Source organism: Catenulispora acidiphila DSM 44928, from assembly GCF_000024025.1.
Classification (GTDB): Bacteria; Actinomycetota; Actinomycetes; order Streptomycetales; family Catenulisporaceae; genus Catenulispora; species Catenulispora acidiphila.
The window spans coordinates 4,930,381-4,948,202 of the sequence record NC_013131.1 but is presented as its reverse complement, the minus strand read 5'-3'; the positions used below and the strand labels follow the sequence as shown (position 1 = coordinate 4,948,202).

The 17,822-nt window shown below is 70.2% G+C and carries 19 protein-coding genes; 11 read left to right on the top strand and 8 right to left on the bottom strand.

Annotated elements, in window-relative coordinates:
- The first annotated feature begins 60 nt into the window (after positions 1 to 60).
- The gene (locus CACI_RS21560; RefSeq protein ID WP_015792952.1) at positions 61 to 678 is read left to right on the top strand and encodes a TetR/AcrR family transcriptional regulator; all 618 of its coding nucleotides are present in this window, start codon (positions 61 to 63) and stop codon (positions 676 to 678) included.
- On the opposite strand, the gene CACI_RS21555 is transcribed toward CACI_RS21560, so the two are convergent.
- Positions 639 to 2,357, bottom strand: coding sequence for a hypothetical protein (locus CACI_RS21555; protein ID WP_015792951.1), 1,719 nt, complete (start codon positions 2,355 to 2,357; stop codon positions 639 to 641). The two genes, CACI_RS21560 and CACI_RS21555, sit on opposite strands and share 40 nt — an antisense overlap.
- Before the next feature lie 137 nt (positions 2,358 to 2,494).
- On the opposite strand from CACI_RS21555, the gene CACI_RS21550 reads away from it, so the two are divergent.
- Positions 2,495 to 3,061, top strand: coding sequence for a MarR family winged helix-turn-helix transcriptional regulator (locus tag CACI_RS21550; protein WP_015792950.1), 567 nt, complete (start codon positions 2,495 to 2,497; stop codon positions 3,059 to 3,061).
- A 572-nt stretch (positions 3,062 to 3,633) separates the two neighbouring features.
- Positions 3,634 to 4,887, top strand: a complete 1,254-nt coding sequence (locus CACI_RS21545) for an MFS transporter (RefSeq protein WP_049872056.1) — start codon at positions 3,634 to 3,636, stop codon at positions 4,885 to 4,887.
- A 42-nt stretch (positions 4,888 to 4,929) separates the two neighbouring features.
- Here CACI_RS21545 and CACI_RS21540 read toward each other — a convergent pair whose 3' ends face one another.
- A complete protein-coding gene (locus tag CACI_RS21540) occupies positions 4,930 to 6,195 on the bottom strand; it encodes a flavin-dependent oxidoreductase (protein WP_015792948.1) in 1,266 nt (421 codons plus the stop codon).
- Positions 6,196 to 6,452: 257 nt separating this feature from the next.
- Between CACI_RS21540 and CACI_RS52655 the strand changes: the two genes are divergently transcribed.
- The 5 genes from CACI_RS52655 to CACI_RS53550 all read left to right on the top strand — a co-directional run bounded on the left by CACI_RS52655 (position 6,453) and on the right by CACI_RS53550 (position 9,801).
- Complete coding sequence (locus CACI_RS52655; RefSeq protein WP_015792947.1) at positions 6,453 to 6,767, top strand: hypothetical protein; 315 nt, start codon at positions 6,453 to 6,455, stop codon at positions 6,765 to 6,767.
- A complete protein-coding gene (locus tag CACI_RS21530; RefSeq protein ID WP_015792946.1) occupies positions 6,764 to 7,786 on the top strand; it encodes an ABC transporter ATP-binding protein in 1,023 nt (340 codons plus the stop codon). The genes CACI_RS52655 and CACI_RS21530 overlap by 4 nt, the downstream gene beginning before the upstream one ends.
- Positions 7,783 to 8,556 carry an ABC transporter permease subunit gene (locus tag CACI_RS21525; RefSeq protein ID WP_015792945.1) on the top strand — a complete coding sequence of 258 codons (774 nt, stop codon included), beginning with the start codon at positions 7,783 to 7,785 and terminating at the stop codon, positions 8,554 to 8,556. The genes CACI_RS21530 and CACI_RS21525 overlap by 4 nt, the downstream gene beginning before the upstream one ends.
- A 132-nt stretch (positions 8,557 to 8,688) precedes the next feature.
- Positions 8,689 to 9,570, top strand: coding sequence for a DUF4436 family protein (locus CACI_RS21520; protein WP_015792944.1), 882 nt, complete (start codon positions 8,689 to 8,691; stop codon positions 9,568 to 9,570).
- Positions 9,571 to 9,669: 99 nt separating this feature from the next.
- Positions 9,670 to 9,801 carry a hypothetical protein gene (locus CACI_RS53550; RefSeq protein WP_015792943.1) on the top strand — a complete coding sequence of 44 codons (132 nt, stop codon included), beginning with the start codon at positions 9,670 to 9,672 and terminating at the stop codon, positions 9,799 to 9,801.
- 30 nt (positions 9,802 to 9,831) lie between these two features.
- Here CACI_RS53550 and CACI_RS21515 read toward each other — a convergent pair whose 3' ends face one another.
- The 3 genes from CACI_RS21515 to CACI_RS21505 all read right to left on the bottom strand — a co-directional run bounded on the left by CACI_RS21515 (position 9,832) and on the right by CACI_RS21505 (position 12,198).
- Positions 9,832 to 10,290, bottom strand: a complete 459-nt coding sequence (locus CACI_RS21515) for an Lrp/AsnC family transcriptional regulator (RefSeq protein ID WP_015792942.1) — start codon at positions 10,288 to 10,290, stop codon at positions 9,832 to 9,834.
- A 69-nt stretch (positions 10,291 to 10,359) separates the two neighbouring features.
- Complete coding sequence (locus CACI_RS21510) at positions 10,360 to 11,415, bottom strand: Glu/Leu/Phe/Val dehydrogenase dimerization domain-containing protein (protein ID WP_015792941.1); 1,056 nt, start codon at positions 11,413 to 11,415, stop codon at positions 10,360 to 10,362.
- A gap of 207 nt (positions 11,416 to 11,622) precedes the next feature.
- Positions 11,623 to 12,198: a TetR/AcrR family transcriptional regulator gene (locus CACI_RS21505; RefSeq protein ID WP_015792940.1), complete on the bottom strand. Its 576-nt coding sequence runs from the start codon at positions 12,196 to 12,198 to the stop codon at positions 11,623 to 11,625.
- A gap of 88 nt (positions 12,199 to 12,286) precedes the next feature.
- On the opposite strand from CACI_RS21505, the gene CACI_RS21500 reads away from it, so the two are divergent.
- Entirely contained in the window at positions 12,287 to 13,156 is an 870-nt protein-coding gene (locus CACI_RS21500) for an NAD-dependent epimerase/dehydratase family protein (protein WP_015792939.1), read from the top strand.
- A gap of 52 nt (positions 13,157 to 13,208) precedes the next feature.
- Here the strand turns inward: CACI_RS21500 and CACI_RS21495 are convergent, their stop codons facing one another.
- The gene (locus tag CACI_RS21495; RefSeq protein ID WP_015792938.1) at positions 13,209 to 14,456 is read right to left on the bottom strand and encodes an RNA polymerase sigma factor; all 1,248 of its coding nucleotides are present in this window, start codon (positions 14,454 to 14,456) and stop codon (positions 13,209 to 13,211) included.
- 133 nt (positions 14,457 to 14,589) lie between these two features.
- Between CACI_RS21495 and CACI_RS21490 the strand changes: the two genes are divergently transcribed.
- Positions 14,590 to 15,942: an FAD-binding oxidoreductase gene (locus CACI_RS21490; RefSeq protein WP_015792937.1), complete on the top strand. Its 1,353-nt coding sequence runs from the start codon at positions 14,590 to 14,592 to the stop codon at positions 15,940 to 15,942.
- Positions 15,943 to 16,033: 91 nt separating this feature from the next.
- Here CACI_RS21490 and CACI_RS21485 read toward each other — a convergent pair whose 3' ends face one another.
- A complete protein-coding gene (locus CACI_RS21485; RefSeq protein WP_015792936.1) occupies positions 16,034 to 16,399 on the bottom strand; it encodes a YciI family protein in 366 nt (121 codons plus the stop codon).
- A gap of 32 nt (positions 16,400 to 16,431) precedes the next feature.
- Positions 16,432 to 16,974 (bottom strand): MaoC family dehydratase, encoded by a 543-nt coding sequence (locus CACI_RS21480; protein ID WP_015792935.1) that lies wholly within the window; start codon positions 16,972 to 16,974, stop codon positions 16,432 to 16,434.
- 174 nt (positions 16,975 to 17,148) lie between these two features.
- Between CACI_RS21480 and CACI_RS21475 the strand changes: the two genes are divergently transcribed.
- Positions 17,149 to 17,814 (top strand): GntR family transcriptional regulator, encoded by a 666-nt coding sequence (locus CACI_RS21475; protein WP_015792934.1) that lies wholly within the window; start codon positions 17,149 to 17,151, stop codon positions 17,812 to 17,814.
- The last annotated feature ends 8 nt before the right edge of the window (positions 17,815 to 17,822 follow it).

Here is a 17,822-nt window from a genome sequence, read left to right as displayed (position 1 = left end):
CTGTCCCTCACGATCAGGGCACGGCATCACGTCGGTACGGCGAATGAGGAGGTGGCTCGGTTGGCCGAACAGCGCCACCACGGCAACCGGCACGGACGCAGCGAGGACGCGCGGCGGGCCGTGCTCCAGGCAGCGGACGATCTGCTCGTGGAGAAGGGGTTCGCGGGCGTCACGATCGAGGGCGTCGCGTCGGCTGCCGGCGTCGCCAAGCAGACGATCTACCGCTGGTGGGGTTCGAAGACGGACATCCTGCTGGACACGTTCCTGGAGGACGCCGCGCGGGATCTGGCTCCGCAGGAGCACGAGACGTTGGCGGAGGATCTGCGCGCGCATCTGCGGCGGCTGGCGGACTTCCTGACCACCAACGACGCCGGTGCGGTCTTCAAGGCCCTGATCGGCCACGCCCAGCATGACGCCGCCTTCGGCGAGAGGCTGCGCACGCAGTACCTCGAGGAGCAGCGGCAGCGCGACCGCGCGCCGCTGGACCGGGCGATCGAGCGGGGCGAGCTGCCCGCGGACGTGGACGTGCCGGCGGCGGTGGACCTGCTCGTCGGGCCGATCTACCACCGGGTCCTGATGACCGGTGATCCGGTGGACGACCGGTTCATCGACATGCTGGTCGAGCACTTCTTGCTGAGTTACGAGCTCGGGCACTCCGAGCCGCGCGGGAGTTCGTAGTCGCTGTCGATCGTGTAGCGCCCGGGGGCGCTGACCTGGAGTTGCGTCCAGTCCTCGCCGTCTTTCCCGAGGCAGGCGTTGCCGGGACCGGAGACGCGCAGCCAGGGTGACCACTGCACGCGGACCGTCACCGGTGTGGTGGTGGCGGGCGCGGGGACGTCGAGGACGATGTGCGCGGCGTCGGTCTCGACGACGGTGGCCGGCGGGGAGACCAGGGCGACGGCGTCGGTGAACTTCAGCAGGCGCCAGGTCGAGTCCTGCCAGATCTGGCGCAGCCATGGGGGTTTCGTGGCGACCACGGCTGCCTCGGCGCGCGCCGAGTAGTCCAGTTCGGTGGCGGGGAGTACGGGCACTGCGATGTAGCCGACGGCCCATTTCTGGAGCCAGTCGTGGTATCCGGCGGCGGTGAGTCCGCCGTCGTAGAACAGGGGGTTGCGCTGCACGTCGGCTTGGCGGTTCCAGCCGCGGGCCAGTTCGGCGACGTCGATCAGACCCCAGGATTCCCAGTGGTTCAGCATCGGGATGGCTTCCACGCGCGTGCCGGTGGCTTCGACGTGCAGGCTCTTGAGCTCCGCGACGAGCCCGGCGCCCTGCGCGCGCGACGAGGGCATCGGGATACCGACGATGTCGCTGGTGACGGTCCAGTAGCCAGCGATCAGGAACGCGATGAGCAGCGCTACGGTGCGCAGTCCGGGAAGCCGGAGACGGAGCCGCATGCTCAGCCTCGGCCGGGACTTCGGCCACGGCCACGGCAGGTCGCCGCGGGCACACAGCGCGGCGAGGAAGACGACGCTGCCGAAGATCAGCGCGAGGCGCTCGACGTTGCTGCCGAGCGGGGTGTCGATGAGCAGGGTGAGGCCGGCGCCGGCGGCGTAGAGCAGGGCTCCGACGCGGACCACCCGCCACACCGGTGCGGCGGCCGGACCGGTCGGCGCCAGCAGGGCCACGGCGAGCGCGCAGCCGGCGGTGACGATGACCGTCGAGCCTTCGACCGGATCCACCCCGGAGAACGGGAACAAGATGCTGGTCAGCAACACGACCAGCGGTCCCGGGAGGCCGAGCGCCAGGCCGGCGCGGCGGCGTCCGGTGAGCAGCAGGGCCACCGCGGCGACCTCGACGAACAACCCGGCCAGCGGACTGGCGCAGACGGCGAGGAAGGACAGCGCGGTCGCCAGGGCGATGCGGACCCACCCGGGCGTCCGCTCGGTCCCGGCGGCAGCGACCGCGGCCAGGCCGAACATGAGCCCGATCGCGAACGTCACGCGGCCAGCTGCCAGGTCGCACCACAGCGCGAAGGTCCCCCACAACGCCACCGGCAACGGCCAGCGCAGCCCGGCTTTGGTAAGCAGGTGCGCGAGCAGCACCGCGGAGATCACGACGGACAACGCGCCGGCCGCCCGCACCCCGACGGCCGCCATCAGGAACGGGGCGAGCAGGCTGTAGGACGCGGGATGGATGCCGCCGTACCAGGCCAGGTCATAGGCGGAGCCGGGGTACTTGGCGGCGAAATCGGCCCAGGACCACTGCGCGGCGAGGTCTCCCCCGACCCCGGCCAGGTAGCGAGCCCAGATCAGGGCGAGGACCACCGAGAGCAGCGCCGCCGCGAGGATCGGCGTGCGACCGCGGAGGGAGCGGCCGGACCCCCCGGCGGACCCGGCATCTCCTCCGAGGGCAGTCACCGGACGGGCCACCTTTCCTGTCGTCCGCCATTGTCGTCCACTTTGTGCTCAACATAGTGATCGCACCACCACCAAGAGTGACGGCTCGCCGGGAATAATTACAACAGCACTTCTATAAGCACTGTTACGATTCCCCAATGCCCCCCGCCGACCAGCCATTCGCGGACCACTCCGCCGACCAGCCCGCTGCCGACCACCCCGCCGACCAGCCCTTCGACGACCCCACCGACACCAGCCTCTGGCGCCCCCTCCACGCCCTGGTGGCCTCCATAGACGCGGCCATCAGCCAGGTCTACGCCGACGCCGCCATCAAAGGCGTCAAGCCCACCTGGGTCCGCGAACTCCTCCGCCTCTACCGCACCGGCCCCATGACCATCACCGAACTAGCCGAAGCAGTAGACCGCACCCACTCAGCCCTCAGCCAAAAAGTCGCCGCCATGAAAGCCGCCGGCCTAGTCCGCACCACCCCCGGCCCCGACGCCCGCACCAAACACGTAGACCTCACCCCCAAAGCCCGCCACCTAGCCCCCCGCCTAGCCGCCGAATGGCGCGCCACCGAAGCCACCCTCGCCGACCTAGAAGCCGAAATCCCCTACCCCATCACCCAAGCAGTCACCGACATCGAACAAGCCCTAGCCCGCAAGAGCTTCCACGACCGAATCACCGAGCGCCTGAGGGAGGACCCCGCATGGCGTGGCGAATAGGCAAGCCGCGACGAGCGCGAGGGAGCCAGGCGTGGCAGGACCCGCGAGCCAACTCGCCGGAGCACCAGCACGAATCACACGCCAGCCAGCCGAAGTCCCAGCAGCCCGCGCCGCAGCAACATCAGCGCATCAGCTCGCCGGTGTCGCAGCTGGCTGAATCGCATCCAAGTCCGGCCGCCGCGCAGCACCCGCCGAGGTCATCGCAGAGCGAATCGGAGGCAGGTCTGGGCGCCGCACAGCAGGCGCCGACATCACCGCAGACCGAATCGCGACCAGATCACAGCGCACCGGAGCACTCGCCGAGGTCACCCAAGAGCACGCGACAGCCAGGTCCGAGCACCGCGCAGCACGAGCCAAAGTCACCACAGCGCGAACTGCGACCAGATCGCGGCGCGCCGGAGCGCTCGGCGAGGTCATCGCAGAGCGCGCTGCAGCGGGGTCCGGGTATGTCGCAGAGTTCGGCGGGGTCTCTGCGGGGCGAGTCGCGGTCTGGCTCGGGCGGGTTCTGGCGCGTGCCGCGCCCGGGGGTGGGGCGTGGCGGGTGGTCGAGGGTGGGTCGGCGGGTGGGGGCGATGCTTGCGGATACTGCTCCGTTGCGGGAGTCGGTGGCGTTTCGGCGGTTGTGGGTGAGTGGGGTCTGTTCGAGTTTTGGTGGGCAGATGACCACTGTCGCGGTGCTGTTTCAGGTGTGGCGGAGTACTGGGAGTGCTGCTTGGACTGGGGCCATTGGGTTGGCGCAGGCGGTGCCGTTGGTGGCGTTCGGGTTGTTTGCGGGGGCTTTGGCTGATCGGCTTGATCGGCGGCGCTTTTATCTGGCGTGTACTGCTGGGCAGGGGGCGTGCTCGGCGTTGCTCGCTTTGCAGGCTTTGTTCGGCACGTTTCCGGTGGTTGGCGTGTTGCTGGTGGTGGCGGGGCAGTCGTTGTTCGGGGCGGGGAGTGGGCCGGCGGCTCGGACGTTCTTGCCGCAGTTGGTGCGGACTGAGCAGCTTGGGGCGGCGATCGCGCTGAATCGGATCGCTTTTCAGGGTTCGATGATGGTGGGGCCGGCGGTTGGGGGGTTGGTCGTTGCGGCGGCGGGGGTCGGCGGGTGCTATCTGGTCGACTCGCTGTCCTTCGGCGTCGCCTTCTATGGCGCGTTCCGGTTGCCGCGGATGGCGATGCGGGCCGTGCAGGCGCCGCGGGCTGGGCTGCGGGGCGTCGCCGACGGTCTCAGCTACCTGATGCACGCCGCGCCGGTGCGCGGGGCGCTGCTCACCGACCTGGCCACGACCGTGCTGACCATGCCGGTGAGCCTGTTTCCGCTGCTCAACGCCGAGCGCTTCGGCGGCAATCCGCGCACGCTGGGCTTGTTCCTGGCGGCGATCGCGGTCGGCGGGGTCACGGCGTCGGTGTTCTCCGGGACGTTCACGCGGCTGCCGCGGCCCGGCGCCGTCATGCTGCTCGGCTCGACGGTGTGGGCCGCCGCGCTGCTGACGCTCGGCCTGGTCTCGAACGCTTGGCTCGGGCTGGCGTGCCTGGGCGTCGCCGGAGCCGCGGACACCCTGGCGGTGGTCTCGCGCAGCACCGTCGTCCAACTCAACACGCCCAACGAGATGCTCGGCCGGGTCGCCGCCGCCGAGCAGATCGCCGGGCAGGCCGGGCCGGAGCTGGGCAACCTGCGCGCCGGTCTGACCGCCGCCGCGACGTCCGGATCAGTCGCCCTGGTCAGCGGCGGCGTGCTGTGTCTGGGCGCGCTCGCGCTGATCGTCGTGAAGACGCCGCAGCTGCGGGCATTCACGCGGCCGATGACCACCGTTGAACCGCCGCAGCCGGTCGGCGTGGGCTGAGAAGAGTGAGGGCTGAGAAGAGAGAACTGAAAGGCCGGCTCCTCAGCGCACCGACAGCGAAGCTCGCGCGTTGAGCGCGTCGGCGTCGAACCCGGTGGTGCTCCGGAACGCCTCGTCGATCTCCTTGATCTCCGCCTCGCTCAACACCTCCCCGATCTCGCCGAACCCCTCCGGCGCACGCTCCGCCACCACGTTCAGAATCCGGTCCATCGGAAACCTCCGATTCGCCGCCACGACCGCCGCCGTCGCCGGACGCCGCACCTCCTCGTACGCCGCCAACCCCGCGCCCGGATCACCCTCATGCTGCGCCAGCAGATGCGCCAGATGCCGGGCGTCCAAGATCGCCTGCGAGCCGCCGTTGGACCCGATCGGATACATCGGATGCGCCGCGTCCCCGACCAGCGTGACCCGGCCGCGTCCCCAGAACGGCAACGGATCGCGGTCGACCATCGGATACTCCAGGACCTTCGGCGTCGCGGCCATGAGCCCACACACGTCCACCCCCGCCATCGTCCAGCCCTCGAAATGCGGCAGCACGTCAGCCAGGTCGCCCGCACGGTTCCAGTCCGGCGGCTGCGCGGCGGCGTCGTCGACCCGCACCTCGGCGACCCAGTTGATCAGGACACGTCCACTCTCCCCACGCGGCGGCGAGACCGGATAGACGACGAACTTCGCCGCCCGATTCGACCCGGCCCACATCATGGTCTTCCCGCCGAGAAACGCCTCGCCCTCGACGCACCCGCGCCACATCATGACGCCGCTCCAGCGCGCCGCGCCCTCCTCGGGATGCAGCTGCGCACGAACCGTCGAATGCAGCCCGTCGGCGCCGATGACGATGTCCGACTCGACCGTCCCCATGTCCCGGCCGTCCCTACCGACCAGACGACTCAGTACCCTGTCACCGTTCTGCCGCAGCTCGGCGAGCGAGGTCGACGTCTGCACGCTCCCCGCCCCGAGCCGGTCGCGCACCGCCTCCGCCAGCATCGTCTGCAACTCGCCCCGGTGCACCGAGTACTGCGGCCAGTTGTATCCGGCGCCCCGCCCGCGCGCCTCGGACCAGATCCGGTTGCCGAACCTGTCCATCACGATCACCTCGGCGGTCGGCACCGCCATCCGCGCCAGTTCCGGCCCGAGCCCGAGCTCGATCAGCTCGCGCGTCGCGTGCGGCAGCAGGTTGATGCCGACGCCCAGCGGACGCAGCTCGGACACGCTGTCGATGACCCGTATATCAGCACCCACCCAGGCCGCGTGCAGGCTCAAAGCCGTGCTGAGCCCGCCTATCCCGGCACCGACGATCAGTATCCTCACAACCGCTCCCTCCCTCGACCACCGAGATCATCTTTCCATCGTCTCCCCCACAACGGGGTCAGACCCCTGTCAGGTTGTCGCGGGCGGCGGAATTGGGGTCACGGATGGCCTAACGGCGCCACCGGCCTTCCATGGCGCGCAGGGGTCGGGTGAAAAAAGTGATATCACTTTGCTAGACTATTCTTCGCGACCCGACAGCCCCGACAGCCCCGACAAGCTCCCCCAAGCTCCCCACGAGGAAGGCCTCCATACCGCGCATGGCCGATCGCAAGCAGATCCTGCTGCGCCTGGACCCGGCCGTCCACGACGCCCTGGCCCGCTGGGCCGGCGACGAGCTGCGCAGCACCACCGCCCAGATCGAGTACGTGCTGCGCCAAGCCCTGTCCCGGGCCGGGCGGCTGCCGTCGGACGTCGGCGGCATGCCCCGCCGCGGACGCCCGCCGAAAGCGCGGGGCGACACGCCCGACCCGGAGGTCCCGCCAGCCAACACGCCCGACCCCGCCACCGAAACAACCGCAGAACCCGAAACAACCCCAGAACCCGAACCGACCACCCCCGAGGAGCGCCCATGACCGCGGTGCTGGACGACCCCGTCCTCGTCGTCGACAAACTCACCAAGACCTTCGGCTCCCGCACCGCCTACTCCGACGTCAGCTTCACCGTCGGCCGCGGCGAGGTCTTCGGCTTCCTGGGCCCGAACGGCGCCGGCAAGACCACGACCGTCCGCAGCCTGGGCACCCTGATCACCCCGACCTCCGGCCGCGCGACCGTCGCGGGCATCCCGCTGGAGGCCGCCAACGCCGTCGAGATCCGCAAGCGCATCGCGATCATGACCGAGGCGCCGGGTCTGTACGGCCGGCTCTCGGTGAAAGAGAACCTGCAGTACTTCGTCGGCCTCTACCACCTGGCGAACGGCGAGCAGCGCATCAAGCGCGCGCTGGAGTCCGTCAACCTGACCGACCGCGCCAACGACACCTGCAACAGCCTGTCCAAGGGACTGCGCCAGCGCGTCGGACTGGCCCGCACGCTGCTCAACGACCCGGAGATCCTGTTCCTGGACGAGCCCACGTCCGGCCTGGACCCGGTCGCGGCACGCGGCGTGCACGACCTGATCAGCGGCCTGCGGGACCGCGGCGTCACCATCTTCTTCACCACGCACCGGCTGGCCGAGGCCGAGTCGCTGTGCGACCGCGTGGCGATCCTGAACACCACGCTGCGCACCATCGGCAAGCCCTCGGAGCTGCGCGAGCAGTTGTTCCACAAGGGTTTGGTGGTGACGACGGCCGCGCCGCTGGCCGACCCGGAGCGCGTCTTCGGCGGGCTGCCGGGCGTCGAGAGCTGGGACAACGACGGCGACGGCCGCGGCGGTCCGCGCCGCACCGGCTCCGACGCCAGCACAGATACCGGTACCAGCACCGGCACCAGCACCTACCGCCTCGCGGTCAGCGACCCGACGCTCGCCGCCCCCGAGGTCGTCAGAGCCCTGGTCCACGCACAAGCCGACGTCCTGTCGGTCGGCGAGTCCCGCCACTCGCTGGAAGACGTCTATCTGGAACTCGTCAACGAGGATGTGGAGGCGAGTCAGCGATGAGCGCGCTGAAAGCGATCCAGGCAGTGCGGTCCGGCCGCATCGACGCCACGCGGGTCCGCGCCGTGGTCCGCAAAGAGATCACCGACTACCGCCGCAACCGCTTCGTCCTGGGCACGATGACCGTCCTGCCGATCGTCTTCCTGGTCAACCCGATCATCAACATCTTCGCCGCGCCGACGGACGTCGACCACACCGCGCTGCAAGCCCGCGTCGGCTCCACGATGCTGTTCCTGCTGCTGGTCCCGGTCATCCTGCCGGCCACGATCGCGGCGACCTCGATCGTCACCGAACGCGAGCAGGGCACCCTGGAACCGGTGCTGACCACACCGGTCCGCAGCGAGGAACTGCTCATCGGCAAGGCACTGGCCGCACTGATCCCGGCGGTGTCCATCGCCTACGCGATGCTGGGCATCTTCCTACTGATGGTGAAGCTGTTCGCGCACCAGCAGATCGCCGACGCGGTCCTGGAGGGCCCGCGAATCCTCGCGCAGGTCCTGTTCGTCCCACTGCTCGCCGGCTGGGCGATCTGGGCCGGGCTCGCGGTGTCGGTGCGCGCCAACGACGTGCGCGTCGCGCAGCAGCTGGGAACGCTGGCCAGCCTGCCCCCGCTCGCGATCACCGCGCTGATGGCGTTCGACGTCATCACGCCGACGTTCCAGGTCGCGCTGCTGTTCGCAGTCGGGCTGCTCGTGCTCGACATCGGCGCCTACCGGCTCATCGCGCCGATGTTCGACCGGGAGCGGCTGATCACGGCGCGGCGGGCGAAGTAGGGTCGGCGCCGCGTCGAGCAGCGCCGGACATCCCTCGTTCGAGTGAAAATCCTGTGGCGCGACCACCATCTCACCGCTGGTGACAGCGTCGGTTGACAGGCTCGTGAAGATCTTTTAGCGAGAAGGGCCTGTATGGACGACATCACTCCGCAGACCAGTGGCCGCAACCGCATCGCGGCTGCGATCGTGGGACTGACCCTGCTCACCGCGGCGTACGCGTACGTCATCGTCGGCTTCGTGCACTCCGGCGGCGCGCACCACAAGGCCTTCGCCCCGATCGGCGGCGCCCCGGCGGACGGCTTCATCGACCTGCAGGCCACGATGCTGACCGTCGATCCGGTGATGAACTCCTACAAGATGCGCCTGAACTTCACGCCGACGGGTTCCTGGGCCGGGACGGGGCACAACACGCTGGCCAAACCGCTGTCGATCCTCGTCGACGACGTCGGCGGGGCGAAGAACCAGAAGTACACCGCGGGGCAGACGATCCCGATCTCCGACGCCACGCTGGACGCGATCGGGGAGACCGACACCTATCCGGTCGACCGCCACTCCTTCACCCTCGACGTGCACGTCCGCGATGAGAACGGCGCCCCGGTCCCGGTGCTCACGCGATGGGCCTCCTCCTCCGACGACTGGGCTCTGACGCCGACCATGTCCGCGGAGGCCGGTCCCGGGGACGTGATCCTGGACGTCGACGCGCGGCGCTCCAGCTCGGTGCTGATCATGGCGTTCGGGCTGATGACCGTGCTGGGGCTGCTGGTCGTGGTGAACGTGGCCATGGTGGTGCGGGCGATCCGGCTGCGGAAGGTGGAGTTCACCACGCTGGCGGCGCTGGCCGCGACGCTGTTCGCGATCCCCGGCATCCGCAACGGCATGCCGACCACGCCGCCGGTCGGGACGCTGGCGGACTTCCTGGTGTTCTTCTGGGCGTTGATGATCATCGGACTGTGCCTGGTCGCCGCCGCGCTGTCGTGGCTGCGGAACTCGGCGGCGGCGCCCAAGCAGGGGTGAGGCGGGTGAAGCCGGCCCGGCCGGGCCCGCCCCGACTGCGAGCCCCACAAACAGCCAAGCTAGGGTTGCCGCGATATCGACCTGCGAAAGGCATCAGGCATGGCATCCCAGAAGCGACCGGCTAAGCAGAGCGTCGATGTGAGCATCGTCAGCGCCAAGGAGATCGTGCTGATCGTGCTGGTCATGGTCGTGCTGGCCGGTACGGCGGCGAGCCTGGCGCTGCTGGGCTGAGGCGCTCGGCGGCTCAGCCTCACATGCCGCTCAGTCCGGCAGGCGCTCCGGCACCGCCTGGTGGACCTGCTTGAAGATCACCGAGGTGCGGAAGCCGGTGACCTCGCGGCGCTTGGCGAGCCGGTCGGTCAGGAACATGTGCAGGCGGTCCAGGTCCGGGACGCCGACGTGGAGCACGAAGTCGTCGCCGCCGGAGAGCACGAACGTGCTGAGCACCTCCGGCAGCGCCGAGGCGAAGTCGGAGAACGCGTCGATCACGCTGCGGCTCAGCGGCCTGATCTGCACCGCGACCAGCGCCTGGACCCCGCGGTTGAGGGCGGCGGTGTCGATCTCGGCGTGGTAGCCGCGGATCACCCCGCGCCGGGTCAGGGACCTGACCCGCTCCAGGCACGTCGAGGGCGCGACGCCGAGCGTCCGAGCCAGTTCGCGGTTCGACTGCCGGGCGTCGGCTTGCAGAAGGCGGACGATCTCCGCATCGAGCTGATCCATACTCCGAATCCTGGCAGTCGGCCTCGCACGATGGCTTCAGGTGGGCTTCGGGTGGGCTTCAGGTGTGCCTCACCGTGCGCCGAGCCGCGCGCGAACCATCTCCTCGGCGACGACCGCGAGCGCGACCCCGCGATCATCAGCACTCTGCAGCAGCCCGGCAACCGTGTCCTCGATCCCGCGGACCCGTAGCAGCGCCTCCTCCTCAGTCCGCTTGTCCAACTCGACGGTGATCGCGTGGATCACGCCGCCGGCGCTGGCGATGTAGTCCGGAACCCAGGCGATCCCCCGCTCGTGCAGCGCATCAGCGACCTGAGGCACCGCCAGCTGGTTGTTGGCGGGCCCGGCAATGGCCCGACACCGCAGCTCCGGCACGATCTCCTCGGTCAGCACGCCGCCGAGCGCAGCGGGAACAACGACGTCGACATCAGCGGTCAGCGCCTCATGCGGATCCTCGCACCACCGCGCGCCGAGGCGATCGGCCACCGCCTTCTTGGCGGCGTCGATATCGCTGAGCACGAGTTCGGCTCCCGCCTCGGACAGCAGCGCCGCGATCCGCGCGCCGACGCTGCCGAGCCCGACGACCGCCACACGCAGCCCGTCCAGACGTGGGCTGTCCCCGCCATCCAGCCACGCGCCGATCGCGCTGAGCGCCGCAACGCTCCCTTCGGCGGTGGCCGGAGAGGAATCACCACTGCCGCCTTCCTCGGCCGGCTTGCAGAACACATGGCTGGTCTGCTCCCCGATCACCACCATGTCCTGCGGCGAGGTACCGACGTCGGGCCCGGTCGCGTACCGGCCGTCCAGCGATTCGATGGCGTCGCCGACATCGAGCAGGATGGCACGCTTGGCGGCCGGCGTGAGCTCGTACCCCTCCGGCATCGCCACCACCGACTTGCCGCCGCCACGCGCCAACCCGGCCGCCGCGAACTTGGCGGTCATCGCCGCCGACAGCCGCAACGCGTCCTCCAAACCGTCCTGCCAGCGTGGATACCGCCAAATCCGGCAGCCTCCGGCGAACGGACCGAGCACCGAGGAGTGCATCGCGATGACCACAGGCAGACCGGAACGCGCACCGGTACGGATCAGGACCGCCTCGTGATCAGGCCACTGAGGAAAACCGGACATGGGGAATACCGCCTCTCGGACGAACGACCGCTTCGACGCACCCACCATCGGGCATGCGGCGGTCCCGAGAGACAGTCACCGAACGAATGGCCGGAACACGCCGCCCGGAACCGTCCGCAGGCGAACGTGGTTCGGCAGGTCGGGGTCGCGGCCAATCAATCGGCCAGACAGGTCGAGCGGCCGGCGTGCGACCCCGGCCACAGGCGGCTATTCGAGCACGGACACAGCCGTCTTCAACTCACTGAACACCGCTGGCACATACTCGACGAGAGTCCGCGAATCCGCTGACGATGCCCACTGGTCGAACGCTCTATAAAACGCACGCACGCCCAGATCGGCCGCGAGATCGGCAACGAGTTCCGAGACGCCGTGCGTGCGAAGTGCCCGCGCCATCGTCTCGGAGAGCGCCGCCCGCTTGGCGGCGGAGCGCTCCTGCAACTCCGCGCTGTGCGCGACGACCGTCCGAAGCTTGCGCCCGATGTCCCGTCGGTCCTCCGTGAACGAGGATGCGAGCCCGTCCAGCGCCAGGCCGACCATCTCCAGGGGGGTGGCCGATGCGGGCGCCTCGGCGATCGCCTCGGCCACGATCCGGCCGTGGATCTCCTGCCCGGCGAACAGCACCTCGCGTTTGTCGGCGAAGTGCCGGAAGAACGTGGTCTTGGTCAGCCCTCCGGCCCGTTCGGCGATCTCGGTGACCGTCGTCGCCTCGTATCCCTGCTCCGCGAACAGTTCGACCGCGGAGCGGACCAGCCGTTCCCGTGCGTTCGGTTCCCATCGAGCCATGTGGACCATCCTAGGTGATGTGACTGGGTAACATCGCTCGTGCTACTGTGATGTTACCCAGTCACATCACCTTTCCGAGGAGATCCTCATGCGCGTCTTCGTCACCGGTGCCAGCGGCCACATCGGCTCCGCCGTCGTTCCCGAGCTCATCGCCGCAGGTCACGACGTTGTCGGCCTCGCCCGTTCCGACGCGGCGGCCGCGACCGTCAGCGCGATGGGCGCCGAGGCCCGCCGCGGGGACCTGACCGGCCTCGACGGCCTGCGCGAGGCCGCCCGCGGCGCCGACGCGGTCGTCCACCTCGGCTTCCAGCACGACGGCATCGCCTCCGGCCGCTTCGCCGAGGTCGCGGCACAGGACGAACAGGTCGTCCACGCGATCTGCGGCGAACTCGCCGACACCGGCAAGGCCTTCCTGGGCATCGGCACGGGCCGCGTCGAGGACCTCGCGAACCACCCGAATCCCCGCGCCAAGGTCGCGCTCGCCATCCACGGATACGCCGAACGCGGCGTGCGCACCGTCCTGGTCGCGGTCCCGAACGTCACGCACAGCGGGCGCGACCGGAACGGATTCATTCCGCAGTACCTCCGCATCGCCCGCCAGACCGGCGTCGCCGGCTACGTCGGCGACGGCACCAACACCTGGTCCGCGGGCCACACCCTCGACGTCGCCCGCGTCTGGGCGCTCGCGGTGGACAAGGCTCCGGCCGGCGCCCAGGTCACCGGAGCCACCGAGGCCGGCGTCCCGGTCCGCACCATCGCCGAGTCGGTCGCCCGCCACCTGGGCATCGAGGCGGTCAGCATGTCGGCGGAGCAGGCCGCTGAGCACTTCCAGGCGTTCCCCTTCATCGCCATCGACGTCAAGATGCCGAACGAGGCGACCCGCGAACTGCTCGGCTGGGAGCCGACCCACCCCACCCTGCTCGCCGACCTCGACGCAGGCTTCTACTTCGATCGCTGAGCGGCCCGGAGCCCGGTGCCGCTTCAGGCGACCAGCGGGTTCCGAGCACCCCTCAGGCGCCCAACCGCTCCGCCTGCTCCCGTAGATACCGCTGCTCCGGCCCGCTCGCCGCCTGTCGCGCCGCCGTCCGGTACGCCTCGCGCGCGCCGGCGCGATCGCCGTCCATCTCCAGCAGGTAGGCACGCACCGCGCTCAGCCGATGGTTGCCCGCCATCCATCGGTCCTGTTCCAGCGGCTCCAGCAGCCGCAGTCCCTCGCGCGCCCCCTCGACCATCGCCATCGCCACCGCCCGGTTCAGGCGGACCACCGCGTTCGGCGCCATCTGCTCCAGCAGGTCGTACAGCGCCAGGATCTGCGGCCAGTCCGTCGTGCCGTCGGCGGGCGTCTCCACGTGCACCGCAGCGATCGCAGCCTGCAAGCGGTAGGGACCGACGCCCGGCCGAGCCAGCGCCTCGACCACCAACGCCAACCCCTCCTCGGCCAGATCGCCGTTCCACAGCGACCGGTCCTGATCGGCCATCGGGACCAGAGTCCCGTCGGCCAGCGTCCGCGCCGGGCTGCGCGCCTCGGTCAGGAGCATCAGCGCCAGCAGACCCTCGACCTCGCCGTTCTCCGGCAGGACGCGGTGGACCTGCCGGGTCAGGCGGATCGCCTCGGCGGTGAGGTCCGGACGCAGCAGATCCGGACCGGCGGTGGCGGTGTAGCCCTCATTGAAGATGAGGTACAGCACGTGCAGGACCGCGCGCGTCCGCTCGGCACGCTCGGCCTGCGGCGGCAGGCGGAACGTCAGCCCTGCGTCCTTGACCTGCTGCTTGGCGCGGGAGATGCGGCGCGTCATCGAGGTCTGCGGGACCAGGAACGCCTGCGCGATCTCCTCGGTGGTAAGTCCGCCGACCGCCCGCAGCGTCAGCGCCACCTGCGAGGACGGGCTGAGCACCGGATGGCAGCACAGGAACAGCAGCATCAGGGTGTCGTCGTCGGCTGAGATCCGCTCCTCGTCGTCCGGCGCCGGAGCGTACGCGGATTCCGGCGCCGCCATGGCCGCGACCGTGGCCTCGCGCGTGCGGCGCGCGTGGTCGCTGCGCCAATAGTCGGTGAGGCGGCGCCCCGCGACGGTGAGCAGCCAGGCGCGCGGGTTGTCCGGAACGCCCTCGGCTGGCCACTGCGTGGCCGCGGCGACGAGCGCCTCCTGCACCGCATCCTCGCAGCCGTCGAACTGCCCGTGCCGTCGGACCAGGGCGCCGAGGACCGCGGGCCTGAGCTCGGCGAGCAGATCCTCCAGGCGTTGGTCGGAACGCACCAGCTCATTCTAGATGCCCGTGCCCTCGTGTCGCTTTCTCCGCGCCGGCTCCGACCAAAGGTCAAGCGGGGTCTGAAGTGCCCAGGACGCCGCCGGACCCATCAGGCGGGCACGCCGAACGAAGGATGAGCCGATGCGAGAACTGTCCATTTCACTGTCGCAGGTCAAGGGCCGGGTCGTGTGGCCGTCGGACCCGGACTTCGACGAGATCCGGCGCCCCTTCCTCGGAGGCTGGGACCGCAGCCCGGCGGTCATCGTCCGGGTCGCCGACGCCGCCGACGTGGCCATCGTGCTCGCCGCGGCGCGCACCACCGGCCTGCCGCTGGCCGTCCGCAGCGGCGGCCACAGCCTGCACTGCCTCGTCGACGACGGCATCGTGCTGGACCTGCACGACCTGCGCGCCGTCGACATCGACGTGGCGAACCGCACGGCGTGGGCCGGGCCCGGCGCCACCGCCGCGGAGTACACCGCGGCCGCCGAGGCGCACGGACTGATGACCGGCTTCGGCGACACCGGCTCGGTCGGCCTCGGCGGCCTGGTCACCGGCGGCGGTCTGGGCTACCTGATCCGCGCCTTCGGGCTGACCGTCGACGATCTGCTGGCCGCCGAGATCGTCACCGCCGACGGCCGGCATCTGCTCGTCGACGCCGAGCACCACCCCGACCTGTTCTGGGGCATCCGCGGCGGCGGCGGAAACTTCGGCGTGGTGACCCGGCTCAAGCTGCGGCTGCACAAGCTAAGCGCGGTCTACGGCGGGCTGCTGGTCCTGCCGGCGACCGCCGAACTCCTCGCCGACTACATGCGCCTGTCGCTGGAAGCGCCCGAGGAGCTGTCGAGCATCCTGAACGTGATGCCGGCGCCGCCGATGCCGATGGTCCCCGAGGAGCTGTGGGGACAGATGGTCGCGATGGCGATGCTGGTCTACGTCGGCGGCCCGGAGGACGGGGAGAAGGCCGTCGCCCCGTTCCGCGCGCTGGCCGAGCCGCTGATGGACATGGTCGCCCCGATGCCGTACTCGGCCGTGTACATGATGGAGGATCCCGACTACCACCCCATGGCGCTGAGCCGCACGACCTTCCTCGACGAGTTCGACGCGGACAAGGCCGAGCAGATCCTGGCCCGGCTGCGGATGCCGACCTCGGCGATGCCGGCCTGCCAGCTGCGCGCGCTCGGCGGCGCGATGGCCCGCGTGCCCGCCGACGCCACCGCTTTCGCCCACCGCGACCGCGCGTTCCTGGCCACCGCCGCGGTGGTCTACCTGGACGCGGCCGAGGAGGAGACGCACAAGGCCTGGGCGGTGGAGTTCGGGACCATGATGCGCGGCTGGAGCGGCGGCGGCTCGTACGTCAACTTCCTCTACGACGACGAGATGGACCGCATCCACGAGGCCTACCCGCCGGCGACGTGGGAGCGCCTGGTCCGGATCAAGCAGCAGTACGACCCCGAGAACCTGTTCCGGGGCAACGCGAATATCCCGCCGAAGTAAAAGCGACAGGCAGGGCAGCGGCCGCCGATCCGGCTTCTCATCGAGGGGGTAAGCCGGGCCGGCAGCCGTCACGCTCCGCCGTGGAAAGCTCTCAGTGCCTGTCGTCGAACACGTCGTGCAGGATCGGCCACATCTCGATCGGCTGCACGTTCGCCCACGGCATCTCGGCGGCGATCTCGCGGGCCCGCTCGGGCGACTCCACGTCGATGACGTAGAGGCTGCAGACGAACTCCTTGGACTCCAGGTACGGACCGTCGGTGGCGAAGGGCGCGCCGTCCTTGCGCCGCACCAGCTGCGCCTCACTCTCGCCACCGAGGCCATAGGCCGCCAGCAGCTCGCCGGAGGCCAGATGGCGGGTGTTCCAGGCGTCCTGCTTCGCGATCTCCTTGTCCAGGGACTCGGTCGCGATCGAAGCCCACTTCTCCTCGTTGCCGTAGATCAGCAGCAGGTACTTCATGGCAGCCACTCTACGAGGTCCTGTCCTCGGCCTCACCCGGACGCGGGCGGCGACGCGGGCTGCTCCCCGGCGCCCTCGCGCGAGCGCATCAGGCTCACCACCGTCATGCTCAGCACCGGCTCGCCGAGCTCGTCGACCAATTCGGCGAAGGTGCGCACGATCCCGCGCCGCGGGTCCGAGCGCGACAGGCGGGTGTCGAGCACCTCGAGCCGCAGGTGCAGGCGGTCGCCGGGGCGCACCGGCTTGAGCCAGCGCACCTCGTCCACGCCGGGGCTGCCCAGGCTCGCGGCCGTCGGCAGGTAGTGCTCGGCGAACTGCCGCATCATCAGCGCGCAGGTGTGCCAGCCGCTGGCGACCAGACCGCCGAAGGGTCCCTGAACCGCGGCGACCGGGTCGACGTGAAAGGATTGCGGATCATATCGGGACGCGAAGACGATGATCTCCTCCTCGCTCACCGTCACGCTGCCGAACTCGTACACCGCGCCCGGCCGATAGTCCTCGAAGGAGCGTTCGTCAGCGGGTACGGGGAACGCGTCCGCGCTCGGGGAGCTGCTCGGGCCACTCGGGGTGCTCATACGTCGCCGCCTCTCCAACCATCAGTTCTCATATATGAATGCCGAGCATAGTTCGAACCCTGCCAGAGCGGGCAAAGCCACCGGCGCCCTTGACGCGGGACCACGCCGCCCTTACCCTCGCCTCGTATCTCATATCCGATATCTGATTCTCAGCGGCGCGCCCCAGGAGCCACCATGCCGGAAGCTCTCTTCTCCCCCACCGGATCCAGCCCCGGCGCCCTGCCCTCCCGCACCGAGGCCGTCCTGGAAGCGATCAAGCACGCGATCCTGACCGGCGAACTCAAGCCGGGCCAGGCACTGGTCGAGACCGACCTGGCCGGCGAACTCGGCGTGTCCAAGACCCCCGTCCGCGAAGCCCTCAAGACGCTGGCGGGCACCGGGCTGGTCACCATGAGCCCTTACAAGGGCGCCACCGTCCGCGAGATCGACCGCGCCCACGCCCGCTCCATATACGACATGCGCCTCCTGCTGGAGCCGACCGCCGCGGGCCGCAGCGTCGGCGTCCACCGCGACTGGGCTCCGGCGCGCGCCGCCCTGGAAGCCGCCGACGAGTCCACCGACGCAGCCGGCCGCTCGCTGGCCAACCGCGCCTTCCACCGCCACATGTACCTCGCCTGCGGCAACCCGCTGCTCGTGCGCACCCTGGACGACCTGCGCGACCAGACGGCCCTGGTCTCGGCGGCGGCGTGGGCGCAGCGGCCTTCCTGGGAGCGCGAGGCGGCCGAGCACCGGGCGATCCTGGCCGCCGCCGAAAACGGCGACACCGAGGAGGTCAGGGATCTGATGCGCAGCCACATCAGCTCCTTCGTGGCCCGGACGTTCCCCGAGGACGAGACCTGAGCCTCGGC